Source organism: Streptomyces sp. NPDC054872, assembly GCF_053610705.1.
Genome location: NZ_JBSGYY010000006.1, coordinates 144497 through 165729, shown reverse-complemented (window position 1 = coordinate 165729; position 21233 = coordinate 144497). Strand labels below are relative to the sequence as shown.

Genomic DNA, 21233 nt, shown 5'->3' with positions numbered 1-21233 from the left:
TATGAGCGGCACTGTCCCCCCCCACCTCCAGCCCCACCGAGACCGAAGTCGCCACCGGACGTGGCGGGCACCGTGGCGTGTTGTTCGCCATGTGCCTCTCTCTCGTCCTGGTGGTCGCCTCGGTCTCCGCCCTCAACCTGGCGCTGCCCGACCTCGCCCTGGACCTGGACGCCTCCAACACCTCGCTGACCTGGATCGCCGACGCCTACACCGTCGCCCTGGCCGCCCTCGTCCTGCCCCTGGGCGCCATCGGCGACCGCATCGGCCGCCGCAACGTCCTCATCGCCGGCAACATCGTCTTCGGCGCCGCCGCCCTGGCCGCATCCTTCGCCCAATCCACCACCACCCTCATCGTGTGGCGGATCGTCATGGGCGTCGGCGCGGCCATGATCATGCCCGGCACACTGTCCACCATCACCGCCGCCTTCCCGCCCGCCCAGCGCACCAAGGGCGTCGCCACCTGGTCCGGGTTCGCGGCAGCGGGCGCCATCATCGGTATGCTCGCCGCCGGTGCCCTCATGGAACAGTTCTCCTGGCGCTCCATCTTCATCACCAGCGCCATCACCGCGCTCGTCGCCGCGGCAACCGCCCTGTGGCTCGCCCCCAACACCAGGGACAGCCACCCCGCCCGCCCTGACATCTCCGGCGCACTCTGCACGGCCGTCGCCATCGGCGCCCTCGTCTTCGCAATCATCGAAGGCAACGAACGCGGCTGGAGCGAACCAATCGTCCTCGCGGCCATCGCCGTCACCGTCGTCGCGTTCGCCGCCTACGCCGTCCTCGGACTGCGCAACGACCATCCCCTCCTGGACCCGCACCTCTTCGGCAACCGCGGCTTCCGCTCCGGAGCCATCACCGTCCTCGTGCAGTTCATGGCCGTCTTCGGGTTCTTCTTCGTCGGTCTGCAATACCTCCAGCTCATCCTCGGCTACAGCCCCCTCAAAGCCGCCGTCGCCCTCGTACCCGTCGTCGTGGTCGTCCTGCCCACCTCCCAGGCAACCCCCCGCTTCGTCGCCCGCATCGGCATGAAAGCCGTCATGACCGCGGGCCTCCTCCTCCTGGGTGCCGGACTGTTCGCGATTTCCCGCCTCACCGCAGACTCCGGCTACCTGCCATTCCTCGGCGGGCTCATCCTGTGCGGCTTCGGAATCGGCCTGGCCGGCTCCGTCGGCACCGCCGCCATCACCGGTTCGCTCAGCCGCAACCAGCAAGGCGTCGCCTCCGCGATGAACGACACCACCCGCGAGGTCGGCTCCGCCGTCGGTATCGCCCTGATGGGTTCGGTCTACGGCACGCACTACCGTGACGCCCTGCCTCAGTCCCTCAGCCAGCTCCCACCTGACGCCGCCGAATCCGTACGCCAATCCGCCGCGGCCGGCCTTCACGTCGCCGAACGCATGGGCCCTCAGGGCCCGGCCCTGGCCCACAGCGTCAGGGACGCCTTTATGAACGGGCTGTCCGCTTCTCTGATCGCCGTCACCACCGTCGTCGTGGTCGCCGCTGTCGGATGTCTCTTCCGTGCCCCGCGCCAAGCCCCCTCCACCGACTGAAGCCTGAGGCCAGCCGACCTCTCCGGTCGTATCGACGTCATACGGTCAGGTTTTGGGCCCACGTTTGGGCCGACTCCACGAGCGTGCCCTTCTTGCCGTGTTGAGCGGCGAGCACGACCCGGTCCGGCCGGAGCAGGGCCGTTCCGCCGCGGAGCCACGTGCGCAGGGCGCCCGTGGTGTCGATGACGCCAGAGGTGTTCTCGGCGCAGGGGGGTTGGGTGCCGGGCGGGAGCACGGTGAGGATCCGGGCGGGCAGGGCCCCAGCGAGCCGGTCTTCGCTGGGCGTGAGGGGGCGGCAGGCGAGGAGCGCGAAGCTATCGCCGAGCAGGTCATCAAGGCGTGCGGGGCGTCCGTCGGGGGTGCGGAGCGGGGGCTGGGGGCCCAGTTCGCCCGGGTGTGGGCCTCGAGTGGGGATGGGCGGCCGACTGGTGAGTGCTCCTCCCCGCAGGGAGGGGCTGAGGGTGGTCAGCGCGACTCGGGTCAACAGATTGGTGTGCCGCCCGATCGCGAGGCCTGCCCGGCGTGCGATCCGGGCGGCGGGGCGCCCGCTGGTCATGGCCTCGCCGATGAGGACGGCGGTGCGGACCAGGTGGACCGCGTGAGGGCGGCGTTCGCTCTCGTAGGTGTCCAGGAGTGCTTCGCAGCTGTGCCCTTTGAGGACTCTGGCGAGTTTCCAGGCGAGGTTGTGGGCGTCGCGCAATCCGGCGCCGAGCCCTTGGCCGATGAAAGGCGGGGTGAGGTGGGCGGCGTCGCCGAGAAGGAAGACACGGCCTTGGCGCCAACGGTCGGCGACCTGCGCGCGGAAGGTGTAGCGGGCGATGCGGACCACTTCGAGATGGTGCTCGGGGACGGAGCCGGTCCATGGCGTGAGGAGGCGCAGGGCGCGGGAGCGGTCGGTCATGGCCGCCTCGGCGTCATGGTCGGTGAGGCGGAATTCCCAGCGGTATCGGTCCTCGCCGATGCGCATGTAGGTGGCGGGGCGCGCGGGGTCGCACACCTGGTGTACGCCCTCCCAGGCCGGGAGCGGGGTGGGACAACGAACGTCGACCACGAACCAGTTCTGGGGTTTGCCCAGGACTTGGTGGTGGGCGCCGATGGCCTGGCGGGTCAGGCTCGTGGCGCCGTCGCACCCGAGAACAGCGGCCGGGTGCACGGTGCGTTCGGCGCCGGTATGGAGGTCTTTGACACGCAGCGACGCGGGCAAACTGGTGCCGGTGGGCGGGAGGGTGAGCCCCAGGGCCTCGGTGTTCTGGTGCAGGCGGGCCAGGGGCTGTTGCTTGAGCAGGTCGCGCAGGATGTGTTCGAGTTCGGGCTGGTCGAACATGTTGGCCTGGGGGAAGCCGTTGGCGCCCACGGGCTCGTCGCGCAGGAACCGGGCCAGGACTCGGTGGCGGGAGTCCACGAGCTGCATGCCGAGAGCGGGCCGGCTGCGGGTGGCGAAGATGTCGGCCGCCCCGACGGCCTGGAGGATGCGCATGACCTCGTCGTCCATGTGGACGGCGCGGGGCAGAAGGTAGGGGGCCGGGTGCCGCTCGAACACCTCGCAGGGCACGCCGTGTCGCGCCAGCAGGAGGGCCGTGACCAGCCCCACGGGGCCTGCCCCGATGACGGCGACCGGATCTGTCGAGGTGCGTTCACCGGGGAGGGGGGTCATGAGTTCATGGCTTTCATCAGGGCGGACAGACGGGACGGGTCGAGTTCGTTGTCCTCGCGCAGGGCGGTGAGCACGGTGCGCAGGAGTGCGGGTGAGGGGGTGGCACCGAGGAAGTCCCGGGTGGCGGGCGGTCCCCATTGGGCGAGCCCTGAGGCGGACATGGCCGCCCAGCCGGGTTCGAGGGTGTGGTCGAAGAGGTCACCGTCAGTGAAGTGCTCGACGAGGAAGCGGTCGGGGTCGCGCCAGTAGTCGAAGATCTGACTGCCCTGGACGTGGCGGCCGATACCCCAGGAGCGGCGGTAGCCGTGCTGGGCGAGGTAGGTGCCGCCGGCGGCGAGGGCGTCCAGGTCTGCGACCTGGTAGGCGGAGTGGACGTAGCCGGTGTCGGGGCCCAGGTGCATGGCCAGGGTGTGGTGGTCGGCCGGCTGGGCGCCGCGGTCGCAGCGGAGGAACGCCATGGTGGGGCCGCGATCGCGTTGTCCGTCGAGGTAGAGGAAGTCGCTGACGATCAGGCCGAGATGGTGCAGGTACCAGTCCAGGGCGCGTCTGAAGACGCGGGTGGAGAGCACGACGTGGCCCAGGCGCTCGATGCGGGCCGGCTCCAGGGGCGGGCGCTGGGTCGCGTTGATCCGGGTGTGGTTCCCGCCGGTATTGAGCAGCAGCGGCTGCTGAGCGGGCAGGGCGGGGAGTTCGGTGACGCCGTGGACGACCCGGACGGGCAGGCCGGAGGGGTCCAGGAGATCCACCACGTGGCCACCGCCGTACTCGTGCAGAGGGTGGATGCGCCGCCCTGTGGCTGCGGCGAGGCGGCCGAGGTCGGAGTGGTCGGTGGCGAGGAATGCCGGACCCAAGAAGCGGGAGGCGGCGCCTTTGCGGATGACCAGGCAGTGGGGTCCGGCCAGAGTGGCACGCAGGTAGAGGGCGTGGGGAGTGCGGGCGGCAACAGTGAAGCCGAAGTCCCGGGCGAAGGTTTCCGCGCGCTCCAGGTCGGGTTTGACGAACTCCAGCCAGGCCAGGTCGACGGCCTTGATGACGGGCTGCGGGTCCCGTCCGGCCTGTTCGTCGCGCCGTGCCCCGTCCGCGCTGTGCAGGCCGCGGTGCGGGTCTGGCGTGGTGTGGGTGGCGGGGGTCATGGGTGGCTCCAGAGAAGTGGCGCTCAGCGCTCGGTGAAGGACCAGTCGAAGGTGTAGCGGCCGAGGGCCGCGGCGAGGCGGTCTGCGTCGACGGTGTCTGCGGGCCTGGGGACGGTGACCGTCAGGCGTGGTCCCTCGAGGCGGCAGCTCACGCTGCCGGGCGGGGCGGGCAGCCCGATGGCGGCCAGTTCGTTGTGGACGGTCTGTTGGAGGGTGCGCATCCGGAGCGGGACCTTGGTGGGCTTGCCCACGGCGGTGAGCGGCAGGCTGTCGAGGACGATGACGTCCTTGGGTACGGCTGCCATGTCGTGGAGCCGGGTCCGGGCGTGCGCGATGAGCGCGTCGGTGCCGGTCATGGCCTTGGGCGCGTCGGGGGCGAGGGTGACGTAGGCGATGGGGATCTCGCCGGCGTGGGGGTCGGGGCGGCCGACGGCGCTGGCTCCGGTGACGTGGGGGTGCTGCAGGAGGGCGTCCTCGATGGCAGCGGGGTCGATGTTGTGTCCGCCCCTGATGATCAGGTCTTTGGCGCGGCCGAGGAGGTGGATGAAGCCGTCCTTGTCCACCCGGGCGAGGTCGCCGGTGTTGAGCCATCCCTCACGTACCGCAGCCAGGCTCTCCAGGCGCGGGCCGGTCGGGCTGTGGCCGGTGACGTACCCGGCGAAGACGGCGGGGCCCTTGACCAGGAGCACGCCCGGAGTTCCGTCGGGCAGGTTCAGCCAGTTCCCCCGGTTGTCGAGCAGGGCGGTCCGCACCTGCTGGTAGGGCAGGCGTTGTCCGACTGATCCGGCGCGGTGGTCGTGGCCCGTAAAACTGCGGGCCGTCGCGCAGGTCGCTTCGGTCAGTCCGTACCCCTCGCAGAGTTCGATTCCGGTGTTCGCGGTGAAGGCTGTGCGGACGGTGTCGGGCAGGGCCGAGGCGCCGACGGCGGCGAATCGCATGGAGCTGATGTCCGCGTCCACTGGCACGTGTGCCAGGACGGAGTAGACGGTGGGGACCGCGGACATCGCGGAGATCCGGTACCGCTCGATGATCTTCCAGATGTGGGTGTAGAGGGCCGGTTCCCGGTAGCCGAGCGGGCCCGCCCAGACCACATGCTGGCCGCGGAGCATGGGCGCTATGAGGGTGATGATCAGGGCGTTGACATGGAAGAGGGGAAGTCCTGCGAATACGGTGGAGTGTTCGCCCAGGAGGGAGTCTGCCGCGATGCTCCACGCGTTGACGACCTCATTGGTGTGGGTGTGCGCGGCGAGTTTCGGGGCGCCGGTGGTGCCGCCGGTATGGAAGAGGGCCGCGAGGTCGGACGGCGCAGGCGGCTGGGGGTCTGCCTGTGGCGGGTATCCGGCCGCAGCGGTGTGGAGATAGCCGACGACAGTTCCCGGCAGGGGTTCGAGGTCGGGGCCGGGACCACGGGTACCGGTGGGCCTGAGCGCGTACAGGGCGGTCACGTGGAGTTCGGCCGCCACGGCGCGGGCGGTCGCCCATACCTCCGGATCGAGTTCGGGCCCGGCGGCGACGAGGACCCGGGCCCTGGCCAGCTCCAGCAGCCGGGTGATGTGCTCGGCCGGGAGGTGGGGGTTGACCGGGGCCGCAATGCCGGTGGCCTGGGCTGCCAGTAGTACGGAGGGCAGAAGGGCGGTGTTCGGGGACAGCAGTGCCACGGTGACCCCGCGGCTGACAGCGTGGGAGCGGAAGAGAGCGGCGATACGGTCCACTTCGGCCCGCAGCTCGGCGTAGGTGCGGGTCACGCCCGATTCCCAGGTGTCGGCTCCCGGCAGGAACGTCATGGCCGGGCGGTCGGGCCAGAGTCCGGCGGCGCGGTCCAGGACGGCGTAGGTGGAGGCGGGCAGGCACCGGTCGGACAGCGCCACCTGTTCGATCTCGGCGAGCGAGCTCGGGGAGGAGTAATCGGGCCACAGGAGGGGGGCCGAAAGCGTGGTCATGAGCATTCCTTCGAGGTCGCCGCACGGACCGGGGTCCGCTGAGTGCCGAGGTCCAGGGACCCGTCGGGGGTGGCGATGGCAGTCGTCACGATGTCGCCGGGCTTGAGGTAGGCGGGGTTCTTGGCCTGCCGGGCGAAGAAGACCTGCCACTTCTTGGCGGGCGGCAGAAGGGAGCCGATCAGCTCGAGGGCTTTGCCCGGGGAGCGCAGGGCGGTCCCCCCGGGGGTCCCGGTCAGCAAAACGTCTCCGGGCGCCATCGTCTGGAAGCGGGCGAGCGCGGTCAGCGCCCGGTCCGGCTTGACGATCATGTCCGCGGCGGGGCCGTCCTGGCGGACCTCGCCGTTGACGGTGCAGACCAGGCGCAGCCGCTCCAGCAAGGCAAGGTCGTGATCATCGACGAGGAGGAGGCGCGGGCCGAGCGGGGTGAACGTGGGATAGGACTTGCTCTCGTAGAACTGGGTCTTGGGCAGCTGCAGGTCCCGGGCGCTGATGTCGTTGGCCACGACCAGGGCCGCCACGTAACGGCCGAGCGTGGCGGAGGTGACATCGGCATCGAGCGGCAGAGGGGCACCGAAGACGAGGCCGAGCTCGACTTCGTAGTCCAGCAGCCGTACATGACCCGGCCTGACGATCCCCGTCGTCGGGCCCGTCACCGATCCGGAGGCCTTGCGGAAGAAGGCGGTGGGGACCAGATCGGGGTCGAGCCCGGAGTCGATCGCGTGCGAGCGGTAGTTCACCATCTGGGCAACCACCCGGCACGGCGAGGTGACCGGGGAGAGCAGCTCACGCGTGCCGAGCTCCTCCCAGCCGCCCTCGGCGCGGTAGGCCTCCTCGACCGACGGCCGGTCGGCCAGGAGCTCGGCGGTGGTACCGGCGTGGGTCTCGACCGGACGGATGCGGCCATCGGCGCGCTGGACCCACCAGCCCTCACTTGTGCGGACAACGGCTGTGCTCATGGGATTCTCCTGCTCCAGATGGCTGGGGGCCCCGGACGGGACCCGGCGAGAGATCACGCACGCGACAGGAGGAAGGGACGCCCTCCGTCGGCGGTCAACGGATTCCCGCATATTTGATAAAAGCATCAGTCTTGAGTGCTCGATCTGTCAACGGTTGGCGAGGTGGATGAACCCGCCGGGGTCGATGCGTGCGAGATCGCCGGTGTTGAGCCATCCGTCGCGCAGCTTCCCGAGGCTGTCCAGTCGGGGGCCGTCGCCGTCGGCGCCGGTGACGTAGCCGGGGAACACGCTCGGTCCCCGGATGGCCAGGATGCCGGGGGTGTGGTCGGGCAGGTCGTGCCAGGTGCCGGCCTGGTCGACTCGGATGGTTTTGGCCTGCTGGTATGGGAGGCGCTGGCCGACGGCGAGGGGGTGCCGGTTGCGGCCGGTGAAGTTCCGGGCGATCACGGACGTGGCCTCCGCCAGTCCGTAGCCCTCACACGGGTCGACGCCGGTGCGCGCGGTGAAGGCAGCCCGGACGGCGCCCGGAGGGCCTGCGGCACCGGCAACGGCTGCGATGCGCAGGGAGCTGACGTCGGCGTCGAGAGGGAGCTGTCCCAGACTGGAGTATGTCGCGGGTGTGGCGAGCAGGGCGGCGATCCGGTGGCGCTGGATGATCTTCCAGAAGTTCACGTACAGGGCCGGGTCGCGGAAACCGCGCGGGCCGGCCCAGAGGACGTGCTGGCCGCGTAGCAGAGGCCCGAGCAGCGTGATCATGAGGGCATCGGGCTGGAAGAGCGGCAGGCCGGCGAAGAGGACCGACTCTCCATCCAGGTTCGAGTCGGCCGCCGTGCTCCAGGCGTTCGTGATCTGGTTGGAGTGGGTGTGCGCAGCCACTTTCGGGCTGCCGGGACGGTGGCCGGTGGGGAAGAGGGCTGCCAGGTCGTCCGGGCGGGGCGGCACGGGCGCAAGTGTCCGGCTCATGGTGCGCACAACGCAGGTGAGGTGGGCAACCTCCCTGCCGGGTATCGGCTCCAGGGCAGGTGCTCGGTGAACGGAGCCGGCGGGACGCAGTGAGTACAGGGCGTCCAGGTTCAGCCGGCCGGCGAGGGCATGAGCGGTGTGCCAGGTGCCGGGGTCGAGTTCAGGGCCCGCAGCCACCAGGACGCGGGCGCCCGTCTGGGTGAGGAGTCGTGCGATCTCCGGGGCCGCCAGGCGGGGATGGAGTGGCAGGGCCACCCCAGCGCTCTGAGCGGCGAGCAGGAGAGCGGGGGTCAGGTGGGTGTTGGGGGCGAGAATCGCCACCGCGGAACTCCGGCGGACGCCGCGGGCATGGAAGAGGTTGGCGATTTTGTGCACGTCGTCGCGCAGGCCGGCGAAGGTACAGGTGACGGTCTCCCTGGGATCGTGCGGGTTGGACAGGACGCTCACGGCCGGGCGGTCGGGCCACAGGGTGGCGGCGCGGTCGAGAGCGGCGTAGGTCGAGGCGGGCAGTCCTCGGCCGCTCAGTGGTACACCCTCGATCCGCCCCAGGTCGGCGGGCCCCAGGTAGGTCGGCCACAGCAGGTCGGGCAAGGTCATGCGGACCCGCCCGAGCCGGGAACGGTTGCCGACACGTTGTCCGCGCCGGTGGGGGCGTCTTCGCCGCTGGAGGAGCCCGCTTGCGGGGACTGCTCGGCCGGGTCTGTGGCGCCCCGGGAGCGGGCCGGGGCGAAAACGAGGCAGGCTACCGCGGCGGCCGCCAGGATCACGGCGATGACGCCCATGGCGTCCGTGAAACCGCTCATGAAGGCGTCGCGCACCCCATCGGCGAGCTGCAGTCCGCGCTGCCCGAGGTGGGAGGCGACCTGGAGCCCCCCGGCAGCGGAGTGGCGCACCGTTTCGGCCGCGTCAGCGGGCAGCTGATGCAGGAGAGGGCCCGGCAGGGCGGAGCGGTACTGGGCGGAGAAGACAGAACCCATGATGGCGATGCCGATGGCGGATCCGACCTCGCGGGTGGTGTCGTTCATCGCGGAGGCCACGCCCTGGCGGTCCGGCCCGAGGGAGTCAACGATCGAGCTGGTGCCGGCGGAGCCGACCAGGCCGATGCCGAAGCCTCCGACGAGGAGCGCCACAAGGAAGGCGGGGTAACCCGCCCCGGCGTCCAGGAAGGTCAGCCAGAACATGCCGCCGGCCAGGCACAGCAGGCCCGCAGGCAGCACCGCCTTGTAGCCGAGTCGGCGGACCAGCCGGGGAGCGAGCTGCGAAGTGGGCAGGACCACGGCCGCGACTGGGATGAGCGCGGCGGCACTCTTGAGAGGGCTGTATCCCAAGATGAGCTGGAGGAACTGCAGGCCGACGAAGAAGAACCCGAAGACGGCCGCGAACTGGGTCATGATCGCGACAGTTCCTGAGCGGAATCCACGCAGGAGGAACAGGCGCGGGTCCAGGATCGGCTGGCGGGTACGCAGCCCGGACACGACGTAGCAGGCCAGGGAGAGCGCGGAGACACCGAAGGCGATGAGGGTCTCGGGCCGGGCCCAGCCGCGGTCACTGCCCTCGATGATGCCGTAGACCAGGGTGCCCACCATGAGCGCGGTGCTCAGGGAGCCGCGCCAGTCGAAGGGCTCGGGCTTCGAGCTCCTGGTTTCCGGGGCCAGGAACAGAGCGGCCAGAGCGCAGAAGAGGGACGTGACCGCACTGACGATGAAGATCGACTTCCAGGTCCACTGCTCCAGGAGGCCGCCGGCGATGAGCATGCCGATGATGGCGCCGGAGGCGGCGAACCCGGACCAGGTGGCCACCCCGCGATCCTTCTTGTCGGCTGGGAAGACGGCGGTGATCGTGGACAGCGTGCCCGGCATGATCATGGCCGCGCCGACGCCCATCAGGACTCGCCAGACGATCAGGTGGGCAGTGGAGTCGGCGAAGGCGGCGAACAGGGCAGCCGCACCGAAGACGAGGTTGCCGAGCACGAGTATCTTGCGGCGGCCGAAGAGGTCGCCGAGCGCGCCGATGGGCAGGACGAGGGCGGCCAGCGCCACGGTGTAGCCGTCGGCTATCCAGGTCAGGGACGAGTTGGAGGCATCCAGATCCAGGGCGAGATCGGGCAGGGCCAGATTGAGCGCGGAGACCGACGCGACGACCAGGACCAGCGAGAGGCACATGGCGAAGAGGACGCCGCGGGTGCCGGCGCGGCCCACGCCGGCCGGGGTGTCGCCGATTGCAGGCTTGTTCATACTGACGATCGTAACTGATGTTTTCATCAGTTACGATTTAGGTGTTCATTCATGGCGGTTTCGGTGACGTGGTCGCCACGCAGTCGTGGATGAACCCGGCGGGCTGGGACACCCCGCCGGCGGGACGAAGAGTTCACGGACCCTTCGTCCGGCGGCCGCTGACGGGACGCGGCGGGCGCCCCCCTTGGGCCGCGGTTGGGGAATCCCGGGCCCGGGGCACGATGAGCGGGCGGAGCACGCTCCGCCCGCTCATCGCTTTGTCTCGTACTGGGCGCCGGCGCCGGATGGTCGGCTTTTGCCCCGGCCTACTGATCCAGGGCCGGCAGGGGCCCGGTCGCCAGCGCGCGGGCCTCGTCGGCGGGCACGCCGAGCATCCGCAGGATCATCTCGGCGGTCTGCTCGCCCGCCGCTTCGTCGAGCTCGGTGGTGGCGCCCAGCTGGATCAACCCGAGGACTGCTCCGCCGACGACGCTCAGGGCAACCTGCGCGTCAGGGATCTCAAACCGCCCCGAGGCCCTGCCGACCTCCAAGTCACGCAGGACCCTGGGGCCTAGTCCGGTTCCGCTGTGCACGTGCTGCAGGCCGCGAAAGCGGAGGATCCCGGTGATCTCCGGGTGGCTGGCCGCCAGCCGCAGCGCGAGCCGGACGCTGGTGGCGAAGATCTCGGCGGGATCGTCGATCTGCCCCGTCGCGGCGTCGAGCAGCTGCCCGTATTCCTCCAGGGCGTCGGCGACCGCCGCGTCGAAGAGAGCTTCCTTGGTCTCGAAGTGGTTGTAGAAGGTACCGAAACCCACGTCGGCGCGTTCGGCGATGACCTGGATGCTGACCTCGGTGTTACCCCGCTCGGAAAGAATGGCGCGGGCCGCCCCGATAAGGGCATGGCGGGTCTGGGCCCGGCGGCGCTCGAAGCGGTTGACGGGCTGGGCGGGCGACGGCTGCATGGGTCGACTCTAACCGATACCACAATTGATGAAAACATCAGAATGCGCTCCAGTCAAAGCCTTTGAGACATCACTCATAGATGATAAAACCTTCAGACTTGATTCAATCGGAGTGTCAACGTCGTGCCGGCCCCGTCCGGCCTGAACACAGGAGGCCCCATGTTTTCGCCGCGCATCCGTCGGCGGCGCGCCACGATCACCGTGGTCGCCGTCATCTCGGGCACCGCGCTCGCAGCGACCTCACTCGACCTGGCTGTCGCCGAAGGCGCCGAACGGGAGATCGCAACAGCGTTTCGGCAGGCGACTGGCGCACAGGAGGAACCGCACGTGCGCGTAGAGGGATTTCCCGTGCTCGCACAGGTTGCCGCCGGCAGCTTCGATCACGTCGACGTTTCCGCCCGGGGAATACCCGCCGACACCGGCAGGGCCCTTCCCATCACCCGCCTCGACGCCCAGATGGAGGGCCTGACCGCCCCCGGAGAGGCCCAAGGTGCCCGCTCCCGTCGCGCCACGGCCACCGCCTTCCTCTCCTATGCGGACCTGTCCGACGCCCTGGGGCTGGAAGTACGCTCCGCCGGGCGCGCCGGCCGTGTCGGGGCACACATCCAGACTCCGCTTGGCGAGTCCGTGAACATGACCGCGGCCGTCAAGGCCGGTCCGGACAACACGATCATGTTCGAGGGTCCGCAGATCGCGGGCACCCAAGTCCCGGACGTCGCACGCAAACTCCTGACCGGGATCTTCGAACGGCCCATCCCCCTTCGCAATGTGCCCCGCGGGCTGAGCCTGACTGCGCTGCACGCAGGAGCGGATGGCCTGAAAGGCCACTTCGACGGCCAGGACGTGTCCTTCCAGCCCGGCAGCGGCACAGCTTGAACGCGGAGCCGGCCCGGAACCCCGCCACCCGCTCCGACAGCTCACTCATCCTGAAACGGGTACCCGTGTACACAACAACCACAGCCCTCTCGCTCCTGCTCGCCGCCCTGTTCATGGTGCTGGGTATGGCCAAGATTCTCGCCCTGGACCACATGCGGGCGCTCGCCGAGAAGGACGGATTCTCCGCCACCGGCTTCCGCCTCATAGGCGCCCTGGAGGTTGCGGGCGCACTGGGGCTACTGGCAGGACTGACCGTGCCACCCCTCGGAGCCGCAGCCCTGTGCGGGCTCCTGCTGCTCTTGGGCGGCGCACTCATCGTCCACCTGCGCCGAGGGCACGGGCTGGGGGAGCTCGCTCCCGCGCTGCTGTGCGCGGTGCTCGCGGGAACCGATCTCGCCCTGCTGCTCCTCCGGCGCTGAGCGCAGCGCAGCAAGCAAGCGATGCCGGCGCGCCTGCCGGGTACCGCATGAAGGTCTTGACGCCTTCGCATCATGATGTTTATGTCAGGGCTGATGAAAACATCAATACGGAACGAGAGAGGACTGACCGTGCCGCACGACGCGATTCAGTACGACTACGCACCGCTTCCGCAGAGGGTCCTCGCGGGGCTGGAGGCGGGCTTCGCCAAACTCTCCAAGGTCGATGAGCTCATGGGCGCACTGCCGCAGACCCCTCCCCGCCCTCTCGACAAGGAAGGAGACGAGGAACGCCTGGGAAATGTCACCGCCACCCACCACTTCGTAGAGGCTCCCGGCGACGGCGAGAGCGTGCTCTGGCACTACGTCGAGGCAGGCCCTTCAAACGGACCTGTCGTGGTGTTCCTCCACGGCGTGCCCGACTCCTGGTGGCAGTGGCACTACGCGCTCGAGGCCTTCGGCTCCGAATACCGCTGCCTGGCCATCGACCTGAAGGGCTACGGCCAGTCGGAGAAGGGCACCGGCGACTTCCGGCAAGAGGGCGTCGCCATCCAGCTCGAAGCTCTCCTGGAGCAGCTGCAGATCGAGCGGTTCAGCCTGATCACGCACGACAGGGGCACCCCGGTCGGAGACCACCTCGTGGCCCGCACGGGAGACCGGGTCATCCGCTACGGCCGCGGACAGCAGCACCTCTGGCACCTGAGCCCTGATCTGCACCCCCAGCAGGCGATGTTCACCTCACCCGACGCTCCGTCGATGCTGGCCGACGCCGGCCGGTTCGTGGCCACCGCCTACCTCCTGCTCACCGAGCGCGAAGTGAAGGCCTCGGACCTCGCACGGACCGTGCAGGAGTTCAGCTACGACGGAATCAGCACCGCCGTGCCCCGCTACTTCAACTCTTCGTCATTCCGCCAGGAATGGATCGAGCGGCGCACCCGTCTCATCCCTCAGTGGAAGTGCCCGGTCCTGCTCCTGCAGGGAGCCAACGACCCCCTCCAGCCCCGCGAGTTCTACACCGACCCCGACGTCCTGGCGCACCTCCCGCAGGGAAGCGGCGTGCATCTCTTCGACTCAGGCCATTTCTGGCCGTTCGAAGCCCCAGAGGAAATGATCACTGTCCTGCGAGACTTCCTCAAGTAGCACCGGGCCCCGGCCCCTTCGCGACGCCGCCCCGCACGCCCGCCGCTCGTAGGGTTCCGCTGCCTCCTCGTTTCCCCTGCCAACACAGGAGCCGAAGCGAACAGGTGCCGAGGTCCCTCGTCGGTCGGGGTCGGGGTGTCGGGGGCGGGCCCGGTGAAGCAGTACACGGCGAGCCGGTAGCCGAGATTGGCCTTGACCGGGCGGGCTGGCGTGGGCTCAGCGCGGTTCTATCGGACCGTGGCAGCGGCGCCCGGTTGCACATACGCCCTTGGGCTGTCGAGGTGAGCGTCTCGTTCCGTACAGCGGCGGACAGGTAGAGTCTGACGTGCAGCCCAGCGGCCTGGATAGAGCGGGGTATGGCTTACTCATGACGTCCCTTGCACTTCCGGTCCCGTTGGCACTGTGCCGTCCTGTCGAACAGGTGCGCAGCGGCACGGGCCTGAGCCTGGAGCCGAAGTTCGACGGATGGCGCTGCCAGGTCCTCGCCCGTGCGGGCCGCCTCTGGAGCCGCCATGGCACCGACCTGACCACTCCCTTTGCCGACGTCGCGCGGGCTGCCCAGGCTCTGCCGGAGTGCGTGCTGGACGGCGAGCTGGTCGCGGTCCTGAAGGGCGGAAGGGTGGCCTTCTCACGGCTGCAGTCCCGCTTTGGACGCGAACCGCGGCCCGGGGGACGTGGACACTGCGCTGCAGTGGGTGGGCGGCCTGGTGGCCCGAACCTGCCCTACATCGCGGGCCGTTCCTCAGGCTGGCTGAAGTGGCGGCGCACGCACACCAGCGAGGCCGCCGTCCTTGGCGTCAGTGGCCGGACCCCGGCCACCCAGTGCCTGGTCCTCGGCCTTGTGCGCGCCGACGGACGGATGCGGGCCGTGGGAGTGAGCCTGCCGCTAGCCCAGACCCTGCGCCGTGAGCTGGCGCCCGTGCTGCAGCCCACCGGCGCGGACCTGGCCGAACTTCCGGGAACGGTGGGCGGGCTGCCAGGTGCCCCGCCGGTCAGATACCTGCCGGTCGTCCCGAGCGTGGTGGTGGAGATCGAAGCCGACCAAGAGCGCCCGGAAGAGTTCGGCCGGTTCCGCCACCGACCCAGTGTGCTGCGGGTCCGCGGCGACCTGACGGTCGACCTGCTGCCACCCCTGCCGTGACGGCACGGTCAGATACCCTCACCGGCGACCCCAACGCCCGCAGGAGCCACCCCACCGTTCCTGGGCCAGAACTCGTCGCCTGCAGGTGCTGCCCCGCCACCCTTGGGCCAGTACTCGTCGCCGAAGGCGCCGGTGAGCGGATAGTCCGGGTCAACGCCGTCAGTGGCCGGAGCCACCCCTGGGCCAGAACTCGTCGTCTGCGGTGGCGGTTGCCGCGGTGAGTGCAATCGCGCCGCCGGTGAGGACGGCGACGACGGCGCAGCGAACGGTGTTGCGCATAACTTTCCCCGCGATGCTCGCCGGTGTGCGCCAGAACATACGACCGGAGCCAGCCCTTCAGAACCTCTGATGTCCGAGGGTCCCCGGGTTACTCCAGCACGCCGAGCTCGGTGTCTGGCCGGCAGTACGGGCACGCATCGACACCCTCATGCAGGGCGCGGCGCGCCTGCTCCACGGTGATCCCCTTCGCCCGCGGGGCCTTCGGCGCCATGTCGCAGTGCCCCGCGTGCACGTACGCCGCGGGCGCCCCTGGCCGATGCCCTGCTCGATGAGCCAGTCCGGCGTCGGCGGCCGTGTCTGCGCGCCGCGGATCCGCTCTGCCTCGCGCCGCTCCTCGTCCGCGATCCACCCGCGGGTATGCGCGAGGTCCTGTTCCTGGACGCGTTCCAGGAAGCGCAGCAGGTCGAGGCGATTAAGCGGAGCGGAGCCGTTCGCATGTTCGAGTGTATTTCCATGGCCACACCGACACCACGGCCACCGGTGTATCCCCGCAGCACCGACGCCCATGGGCGGGCGGCACCGACCGAGGGGAGCCATCTCTCATGGCACAGCGTCAACGCGAGGGTCTGTCAGCTGGTGCTTCTCGTAGCTGACTTGGATCGGCGATGCGCAAGAATAACTTTCTAACTTGTTGCAAAGTTATGTCGAATGTGGTAGCTTGCCAACAAGTTGCAAAGTATCTGGAGGGGGTGTCGGGTGCTGCAGATCCAGATCGGTGCCGAGCGCGCCGCGGATGCGGGCGACCTGCTGGGGCGGGCTACTTTGGGCTGGCGTCCTGGCATGAGTGAGGCCGAGGCCTGGGAAGCGGGCCGCGGTATCTGGAAGTTCAACGCCGACCGGGCCCTGACGCAGGACGAGGTGCAGATCATCAACACCGAAGGGACGGTCCTGGCCGTCGCCAAGGTCACCGGGATCAGCAAGCACGGCGGCCGCTATGCCCTCGAAGGCAAGCTCCTGCTCGGCGACCCGCGTGTGGGCCGACCCACCGAGAGCCCCCATCTGTCCCGCAATCCCGTCACCTACATCTGAACGGACCGGCCCCGTGAGCGACGACGCCCTCGGCCCGCAGACTCCATCCCTCGAGGGAGAAGGCACGGTGGACAGCGAGAACACCCCAGCCCGCCCCGCACCCCGCAAACTGGCCTCCCTGGGTGACCTGGTCGGCGACGCCCTCGCCCCCGCCACGCACGGCCTGCACTTTGGCCTGCGGGACCTGGACGCGGCCACCGGCGGACTGCAGCCGGGCAGGCTGACCCTGGTGGCCGCAGACCCCGGCGCGGGCGGCAGCCTCCTCGCGCTGGCTGCGGCCCGCCATACGGCGCTCGCCGCTCGCCGCCCCGTGCTGTATGCGGCCGCGGGACTGACGACCGACGTCGTCACCCGGTGGATCATCGCGGCCGAGGCCGGAGTTGACGTGCGCAGGCTCCGCGCCGGAGCGCTCTCCGGGCCGGAGCACGAAGCCACCCAGGCGGCCGCCGAGCGCGTCAGCCAGGCCCGGGACCGGGTGCTCTTCGACGACGGCACCGGCCTGACCGCTCAGGCCATCGCGGAGACCGCACCCTACGTCGACGGGCTCGCTCTGGTCGTCGTGGACCGCCTACACCACGCGCACGATCCGCACGTCCCGCTCTCCGGGGCCCAGGTGCCGCCCGCGGTACGCACCCTGGCGCACCTGGCCCGGGAGCTGAACGTCCCGGTCCTGGCCGTCCTCAACACCGCCGCCCCCGATGCCGTGCGCAGCCTGGCCGCGGACGTGACGCTCACCCTGGCCCCCGCCGACGACTCCCTGATCGCCCAAGTCACCGTCGTCGAGCGGGACCTCGGACAGACCACGATCCCTCTGCGGGCAGACCTCGACCGGGCCCGCTTCACCGATGCCGCCTCGAAGCCCGCCCCCGCGCTGCCGGGATCCGCCGCATCGCCGACGGCCGACACGAGCCCGGCCGACACCAGTGCTCTGCTCGCGGCCGAGCGGGACCTGGTTGAGGCTGCCCTGCCCTTCACCTCCGGCGCCATCAGGGGCCTGCCCGCCGGGCCCCTGCAGGTCCTGGCCGACCACCGCCAGGCGGTACTCAGTGGAGCCACCAAGGACCTGCCCGGCCTGCGCGGCTACTCCGCCGCCCTGGCCTCCGCAGCCGGTCTCATCCTCCCCGACACCCCAGAAGGGCAGCAGCTGCGAGCCGCCCTGAACGCCTTCGCCACGGCCTACCGCGCCACCGCAGCCCCGATCACCGGCGCTGCGCCTGCTCCCGAAGACGGCGCAGCAACGGGCACCGTGCACGAGGGCAGCGAGGCCCCCACAGGGGAAACCGGATCCGGTAGCCCGGCCATCGCCGACCCACCGGCGGAAACACCCGCACAAATCCAACACGAGGACCAAGACGAGGACGAGGACCGGGAGCAGGACCTGCAGCCCGGCGATGAAGAAGACGAGCCCGACGACGCGGTCTTCCCGGCGCTGCGCCTGCTCAAGGAAGCCGTCGGCCGGTCGAAGATGCACCCGATCTCGGTCATCCGCACGGAGGAGCGGGACAGCGGCCCGTGGCCGCTGATCAGCGAGGACATGGACGGTGAACCTCGCTGGGTCCATCCCGAGGTCACCAGCGAACGCGTTGCTCACATCAATGCGAACGGCAAGCGTGTCAGGCGTGACCAACTCCTGGTGCCCGACTCGTTCGGCGACGGCGTGATGTGTCTGATCGACCGCAACGGCTCCTATCCCTCGGCTTGTTCGGCCGTCCCGCTGGCGCCGAACAAGCTCCTGCACACCGGTCCGCTCGACGCGTTCGACAAGACCCAGGCCGGGATTTATCTCATCGACGTCCCGGAGTGGACCCGCACCGATATGCCGCACCCCCTGGGCCGGATCATCGACCGCCCCGACGAGGACGGCCGGGTGTGGGTCACCACCCCCCACATCAAGCAGCTGGAGAAACTCGTCCGGGACAACCACCTCGGCGCCATGCCGACCATCTACGACTCCTGGACCGGGAAGTACAACGAGTCCCTCTTCAAGCCCTTCTACGAGGCCACCCGCAAGGCACGCACCGAGCTCGTCCAGGCCGGCGGCGACCCCTACAAGGCGTACAAGACCCGGCTGTCCATCGCGCTGCGGCTGCTGTGGCCCAAACGCCCCTCCCAGCGCTCCCCGTTCTGGCGGCCGGACTGGCGCATGAGCATGGTCGCCGAGGCATCCGTCCGCCACTGGAGCGTGGCCTTCAGGGCCGTCGAGCAAGGCCACCAGCTCCTCGCGCTGCGCAACGTCGACGCGGCCGTCTTCTGGGCGCCGGACGCCACCGCGCCCGCCACCTACCGCATCGGGAACGGCTTCGGCGAAGTGAAGGCCAAATTCGTCAAGCCCGGCGAGATCATCCCCGAAGGTGAGGACTGATGGCCGGCCCCACAGGCCGCGGTGACTGTCTGGGCGCCGCCCTGGGCGACCTCCTGCGCTCCCAGGTCACCCCCCGCCACCGGCTGTCGTCCTACACCGCCAAGCACTGGCACGCCCAGCTCAGCCAGCTCACCGCGACCCACCGCGGGCAGCAAGCCCTGACGGACGCCGGACTCCACGTGACGACCAAAACGCTGCTCAACTGGCTGTCCGACTCCGAGTACAACGTCCGCCGCAGCTACCTGGACATCATCCACACCGCATACGAAAACGTCGCCATCGTCCCCGCCGACCCGATCCCCGACCCCATCAAGCAGGGCCAGTTCGAGATCAGCGGCGACGTCAAAACCGGCGACGACGAACGTACGCGCGGCACCCGGGCCGCCGCGCCCCTGCGCATCGACGGCAGCCGCGGCAACTGGGACACCATCGAGGAACTCTGGCTCGCCGGGGAACTCACCGACGACGAGTTCGAGGACCACTTCATCGACGACGTCATCGTCGAGGACATCGGCGAAGGCACCGACGGCTGGGAGTTCCCCGGCGCCTCGTACTCCGTCGAAGTCCGGTAGCAGTACGCCACGGCCGGCCCGGGCGCTCCTGCCTCGTTAGTCTTGCCGCGTCAGGGGAGGGGCTGCCTCGCGACACCGGGACACGGACGGAGAGCCGGCTAGATGGGTTTCGAGGGCGAAGTCTGGCGACTGATGCGGCAGGAGGAACTGCTCGGTGAGATCGTCATCGACGAGGCCGGTTTTCCCTGGTTGAACGGGCGCTTCGTTCCAACCCCGATGTTCATAGAGGTAAAGCCGTGGTTCGACGAGTCACTGGCTCTCCTAGAGGCCGAGGAGTACGAGCAGTTCGACCGCGCCTACGACCGGATCGCGGACACCCTGTCGCTCGTGGCCCCGCCAGGTCCGGTCGCGGAGTTCCTTCTGCACATCAGTGACGATCGCGCCTGGTTCAGGTGGAGTGACGAACCATTCGAGGATGGCTGACCCCGACCCCTCGAGGAGTTACGTGACCACGGCCCCTGGAGAATCGCGCCGTCGTCGACACCCGTCCGCATCAGCCGAGTCGAGGGGTGGACTTTATGGTGCGTGCCGGGCGAAGTCGACGACCTCTGCCCAGTGGCCGGCGCCGTCCACGACGGCGCCGCGGTGGAGGGCACGGTCGCCCCTGTGCTCTGCGTTCACAGGGGCTGGGCGCCGGTCAGTTCTCGGTGCGGTAGGCCGTCACCGTGTGGTCGGAATCCGTGAGGCCGATGCCGACATACCCGTCGCTGAAGTACGGTGCGATGCCGGGCTGGTCTTCTTTGTCTGCGCCGGAGGTGGAGTCCAGGACGACGGGGCCGTTTTCCGTGGTCCCGTAGACCAGGCCCGCGCGCACCAGCGTGACCTCGGGGGCCACCCGGTTGCCCGACTTGTCGGGGAGCCTCCACTGCTCCTTGCCGGTCTGGGTGTGGTAGGCGGCCACCGCGTCCGAGCCGGCACAGATCGTCGTGGAGCGGCCGTCATAGTCGCAGCTGTCGGCGGCCATAATTCCGTCGTAGGTTTCGATGCGCTTGCTGCTCGCAGCGTCGAGCAGGACTGACCCCTCCCTGCTGTCCTCACTGCTCAGATACCCGCCCACGATGACGGTGCCCGGGCCCGCCGCGTTCAGGGTCTCGGCGGAAATGTCGTCGATGGCCCACTTCTGGCTCCCGTTGGCCGGATTTAGACCCACCGGGCGCCTGTCGCCGTCCGCGTCGTCTCGCAGGGCCACCAACTTCCCCCCGGCCAGGACCGCCCCTGCGGCGTATGTCCCCGGCGCCGTCCACGCCTTCTGATGGCTGTCCACGTTCACGCCAAAGAGCCTTCCCTGCGCGTACAGCGCCACGGTGTCCCCGTAGATGCCGACGACCTCGGTGTCCTCCTCCTCCACGTCCAGGGCGTACTCCATCTCTGGCAAGGGGATCCGCGCAGACCATGCCTTGGCAGTTGTGTCCGTGTCTGCCACGAGGAGCTCGACCTCGTGGTGTCCCTTGGTGGTGCCCGCGCCGGGCACCTTGGTGACCACGCTGCTCAGGGCCAAGGTCTTGCCCTTGGACTCCGCGATGACCGGTCGCCGCGCAGGGTTCGAGCCGACCGTCACTCCCAAGTCATCCATGGTCATGAGGGGTTCGTGCTTGGGCGTCAGCAGCACGGGGTCTGTCTTCCGGACGCCGCTGGCGATCTCCATGCCGTCGGGGCGGGCGATGTAGGCCATGCCCCTGTGCAGGGCGAGGGGCAGCGGATGCTGTAGCCCTCCGATGGAAATGTTGCCGGCCCCTGCGGACTCGGGCAGGGCGACGGCCTTCCCCGTCGCGAAGTGCACCGGTGCCTTCACTTCACGCATCGCGGGGCCCCGGGGGCCGACCGGGTCGCGCCGATCCCCGCCGTGCGCAGGTCCCTTGCCATCTCCGTCCGAGCCGCCGCACCCTGCCACGAGCATGAGGGCGACTGCAGCAGCCAGTCCCCCCGTTCGCATGGACCTGCGCTTCATACGGTCCCCCCTTTAGTGATCATCGCGGAACGAGGATAGCCACTCGTGCGCACGCAGGACTGCGGAACCGGACCGCTGTTGGCCGGACTTGGGCGCCCA

The 21233-nt window shown here is 69.7% G+C and carries 18 protein-coding genes; 9 read left to right on the top strand and 9 right to left on the bottom strand.

Annotation, left to right across the window (positions count from 1 at the left end; genetic code table 11):
- Positions 1-89: 89 nt before the first annotated feature.
- Entirely contained in the window at positions 90-1550 is a 1461-nt protein-coding gene (locus tag ACWGIH_RS09670) for an MFS transporter (protein WP_453446892.1), read from the top strand.
- A gap of 37 nt (positions 1551-1587) precedes the next feature.
- Here the strand turns inward: ACWGIH_RS09670 and mhpA are convergent, their stop codons facing one another.
- The 7 genes from mhpA to ACWGIH_RS09635 all read right to left on the bottom strand — a co-directional run bounded on the left by mhpA (position 1588) and on the right by ACWGIH_RS09635 (position 11371).
- On the bottom strand, positions 1588-3204 hold the full coding sequence (gene mhpA, locus ACWGIH_RS09665; protein WP_453446893.1) for a bifunctional 3-(3-hydroxy-phenyl)propionate/3-hydroxycinnamic acid hydroxylase MhpA: 1617 nt from the start codon (positions 3202-3204) through the stop codon (positions 1588-1590).
- Positions 3201-4337: a VOC family protein gene (locus ACWGIH_RS09660; RefSeq protein WP_453446894.1), complete on the bottom strand. Its 1137-nt coding sequence runs from the start codon at positions 4335-4337 to the stop codon at positions 3201-3203. The genes mhpA and ACWGIH_RS09660 overlap by 4 nt, the downstream gene beginning before the upstream one ends.
- Positions 4338-4360: 23 nt before the next feature.
- Positions 4361-6277 (bottom strand): acyl-CoA synthetase, encoded by a 1917-nt coding sequence (locus ACWGIH_RS09655; protein WP_453446896.1) that lies wholly within the window; start codon positions 6275-6277, stop codon positions 4361-4363.
- Positions 6274-7233, bottom strand: a complete 960-nt coding sequence (locus ACWGIH_RS09650; RefSeq protein WP_453446897.1) for a fumarylacetoacetate hydrolase family protein — start codon at positions 7231-7233, stop codon at positions 6274-6276. The genes ACWGIH_RS09655 and ACWGIH_RS09650 overlap by 4 nt, the downstream gene beginning before the upstream one ends.
- A 147-nt stretch (positions 7234-7380) precedes the next feature.
- The gene (locus ACWGIH_RS09645; RefSeq protein WP_453446899.1) at positions 7381-8793 is read right to left on the bottom strand and encodes an AMP-binding protein; all 1413 of its coding nucleotides are present in this window, start codon (positions 8791-8793) and stop codon (positions 7381-7383) included.
- On the bottom strand, positions 8790-10430 hold the full coding sequence (locus ACWGIH_RS09640; protein WP_453446900.1) for an MFS transporter: 1641 nt from the start codon (positions 10428-10430) through the stop codon (positions 8790-8792). Before ACWGIH_RS09640 ends, ACWGIH_RS09645 begins: the two co-directional genes overlap by 4 nt.
- 305 nt (positions 10431-10735) lie before the next feature.
- A complete protein-coding gene (locus ACWGIH_RS09635) occupies positions 10736-11371 on the bottom strand; it encodes a TetR/AcrR family transcriptional regulator (RefSeq protein ID WP_453446902.1) in 636 nt (211 codons plus the stop codon).
- A gap of 159 nt (positions 11372-11530) precedes the next feature.
- On the opposite strand from ACWGIH_RS09635, the gene ACWGIH_RS09630 reads away from it, so the two are divergent.
- From ACWGIH_RS09630 to ACWGIH_RS09615, 4 genes are all read left to right on the top strand, one after another.
- Positions 11531-12247, top strand: coding sequence for an LmeA family phospholipid-binding protein (locus ACWGIH_RS09630; protein WP_453446904.1), 717 nt, complete (start codon positions 11531-11533; stop codon positions 12245-12247).
- Between the two features lie 65 nt (positions 12248-12312).
- Entirely contained in the window at positions 12313-12666 is a 354-nt protein-coding gene (locus ACWGIH_RS09625) for a DoxX family protein (protein ID WP_453446906.1), read from the top strand.
- 129 nt (positions 12667-12795) lie between these two features.
- On the top strand, positions 12796-13803 hold the full coding sequence (locus ACWGIH_RS09620) for an alpha/beta fold hydrolase (RefSeq protein WP_453446908.1): 1008 nt from the start codon (positions 12796-12798) through the stop codon (positions 13801-13803).
- Between the two features lie 367 nt (positions 13804-14170).
- Positions 14171-14944 carry an ATP-dependent DNA ligase gene (locus ACWGIH_RS09615; RefSeq protein ID WP_453446909.1) on the top strand — a complete coding sequence of 258 codons (774 nt, stop codon included), beginning with the start codon at positions 14171-14173 and terminating at the stop codon, positions 14942-14944.
- Positions 14945-15311: 367 nt separating this feature from the next.
- On the opposite strand, the gene ACWGIH_RS09610 is transcribed toward ACWGIH_RS09615, so the two are convergent.
- Positions 15312-15434: a DUF6233 domain-containing protein gene (locus ACWGIH_RS09610; RefSeq protein WP_453446911.1), complete on the bottom strand. Its 123-nt coding sequence runs from the start codon at positions 15432-15434 to the stop codon at positions 15312-15314.
- A 485-nt stretch (positions 15435-15919) separates the two neighbouring features.
- On the opposite strand from ACWGIH_RS09610, the gene ACWGIH_RS09605 reads away from it, so the two are divergent.
- The 4 genes from ACWGIH_RS09605 (at position 15920) to ACWGIH_RS09590 (ending at position 19609) form a co-directional block, all read left to right on the top strand.
- Positions 15920-16252: a hypothetical protein gene (locus ACWGIH_RS09605; RefSeq protein WP_453446913.1), complete on the top strand. Its 333-nt coding sequence runs from the start codon at positions 15920-15922 to the stop codon at positions 16250-16252.
- Positions 16253-16265: 13 nt separating this feature from the next.
- Positions 16266-18614, top strand: coding sequence for a DnaB-like helicase C-terminal domain-containing protein (locus ACWGIH_RS09600; protein WP_453446915.1), 2349 nt, complete (start codon positions 16266-16268; stop codon positions 18612-18614).
- A complete protein-coding gene (locus ACWGIH_RS09595) occupies positions 18614-19186 on the top strand; it encodes a hypothetical protein (protein WP_453446917.1) in 573 nt (190 codons plus the stop codon). The genes ACWGIH_RS09600 and ACWGIH_RS09595 overlap by 1 nt, the downstream gene beginning before the upstream one ends.
- A 102-nt stretch (positions 19187-19288) precedes the next feature.
- Positions 19289-19609 (top strand): hypothetical protein, encoded by a 321-nt coding sequence (locus ACWGIH_RS09590; protein WP_453446919.1) that lies wholly within the window; start codon positions 19289-19291, stop codon positions 19607-19609.
- Positions 19610-19823: 214 nt separating this feature from the next.
- On the opposite strand, the gene ACWGIH_RS09585 is transcribed toward ACWGIH_RS09590, so the two are convergent.
- A complete protein-coding gene (locus ACWGIH_RS09585) occupies positions 19824-20987 on the bottom strand; it encodes an outer membrane protein assembly factor BamB family protein (RefSeq protein WP_453446921.1) in 1164 nt (387 codons plus the stop codon).
- Positions 20988-21233 lie beyond the last annotated feature (246 nt).

Coding starts and splice junctions, on each gene's coding strand:
- mhpA (WP_453446893.1), bottom strand. CDS start 3,204: ATGACCCCCCTCCCCGGTGAACGCACCTCGACAGATCCGGTCGCCGTC.
- ACWGIH_RS09635 (WP_453446902.1), bottom strand. CDS start 11,371: ATGCAGCCGTCGCCCGCCCAGCCCGTCAACCGCTTCGAGCGCCGCCGG.
- ACWGIH_RS09645 (WP_453446899.1), bottom strand. CDS start 8,793: ATGACCTTGCCCGACCTGCTGTGGCCGACCTACCTGGGGCCCGCCGAC.
- ACWGIH_RS09655 (WP_453446896.1), bottom strand. CDS start 6,277: ATGACCACGCTTTCGGCCCCCCTCCTGTGGCCCGATTACTCCTCCCCG.
- ACWGIH_RS09595 (WP_453446917.1), top strand. CDS start 18,614: ATGGCCGGCCCCACAGGCCGCGGTGACTGTCTGGGCGCCGCCCTGGGC.
- ACWGIH_RS09610 (WP_453446911.1), bottom strand. CDS start 15,434: ATGGCGCCGAAGGCCCCGCGGGCGAAGGGGATCACCGTGGAGCAGGCG.
- ACWGIH_RS09630 (WP_453446904.1), top strand. CDS start 11,531: ATGTTTTCGCCGCGCATCCGTCGGCGGCGCGCCACGATCACCGTGGTC.
- ACWGIH_RS09650 (WP_453446897.1), bottom strand. CDS start 7,233: ATGAGCACAGCCGTTGTCCGCACAAGTGAGGGCTGGTGGGTCCAGCGC.
- ACWGIH_RS09615 (WP_453446909.1), top strand. CDS start 14,171: ATGACGTCCCTTGCACTTCCGGTCCCGTTGGCACTGTGCCGTCCTGTC.
- ACWGIH_RS09585 (WP_453446921.1), bottom strand. CDS start 20,987: ATGCGTGAAGTGAAGGCACCGGTGCACTTCGCGACGGGGAAGGCCGTC.
- ACWGIH_RS09590 (WP_453446919.1), top strand. CDS start 19,289: ATGGGTTTCGAGGGCGAAGTCTGGCGACTGATGCGGCAGGAGGAACTG.
- ACWGIH_RS09670 (WP_453446892.1), top strand. CDS start 90: ATGTGCCTCTCTCTCGTCCTGGTGGTCGCCTCGGTCTCCGCCCTCAAC.
- ACWGIH_RS09640 (WP_453446900.1), bottom strand. CDS start 10,430: ATGAACAAGCCTGCAATCGGCGACACCCCGGCCGGCGTGGGCCGCGCC.
- ACWGIH_RS09660 (WP_453446894.1), bottom strand. CDS start 4,337: ATGACCCCCGCCACCCACACCACGCCAGACCCGCACCGCGGCCTGCAC.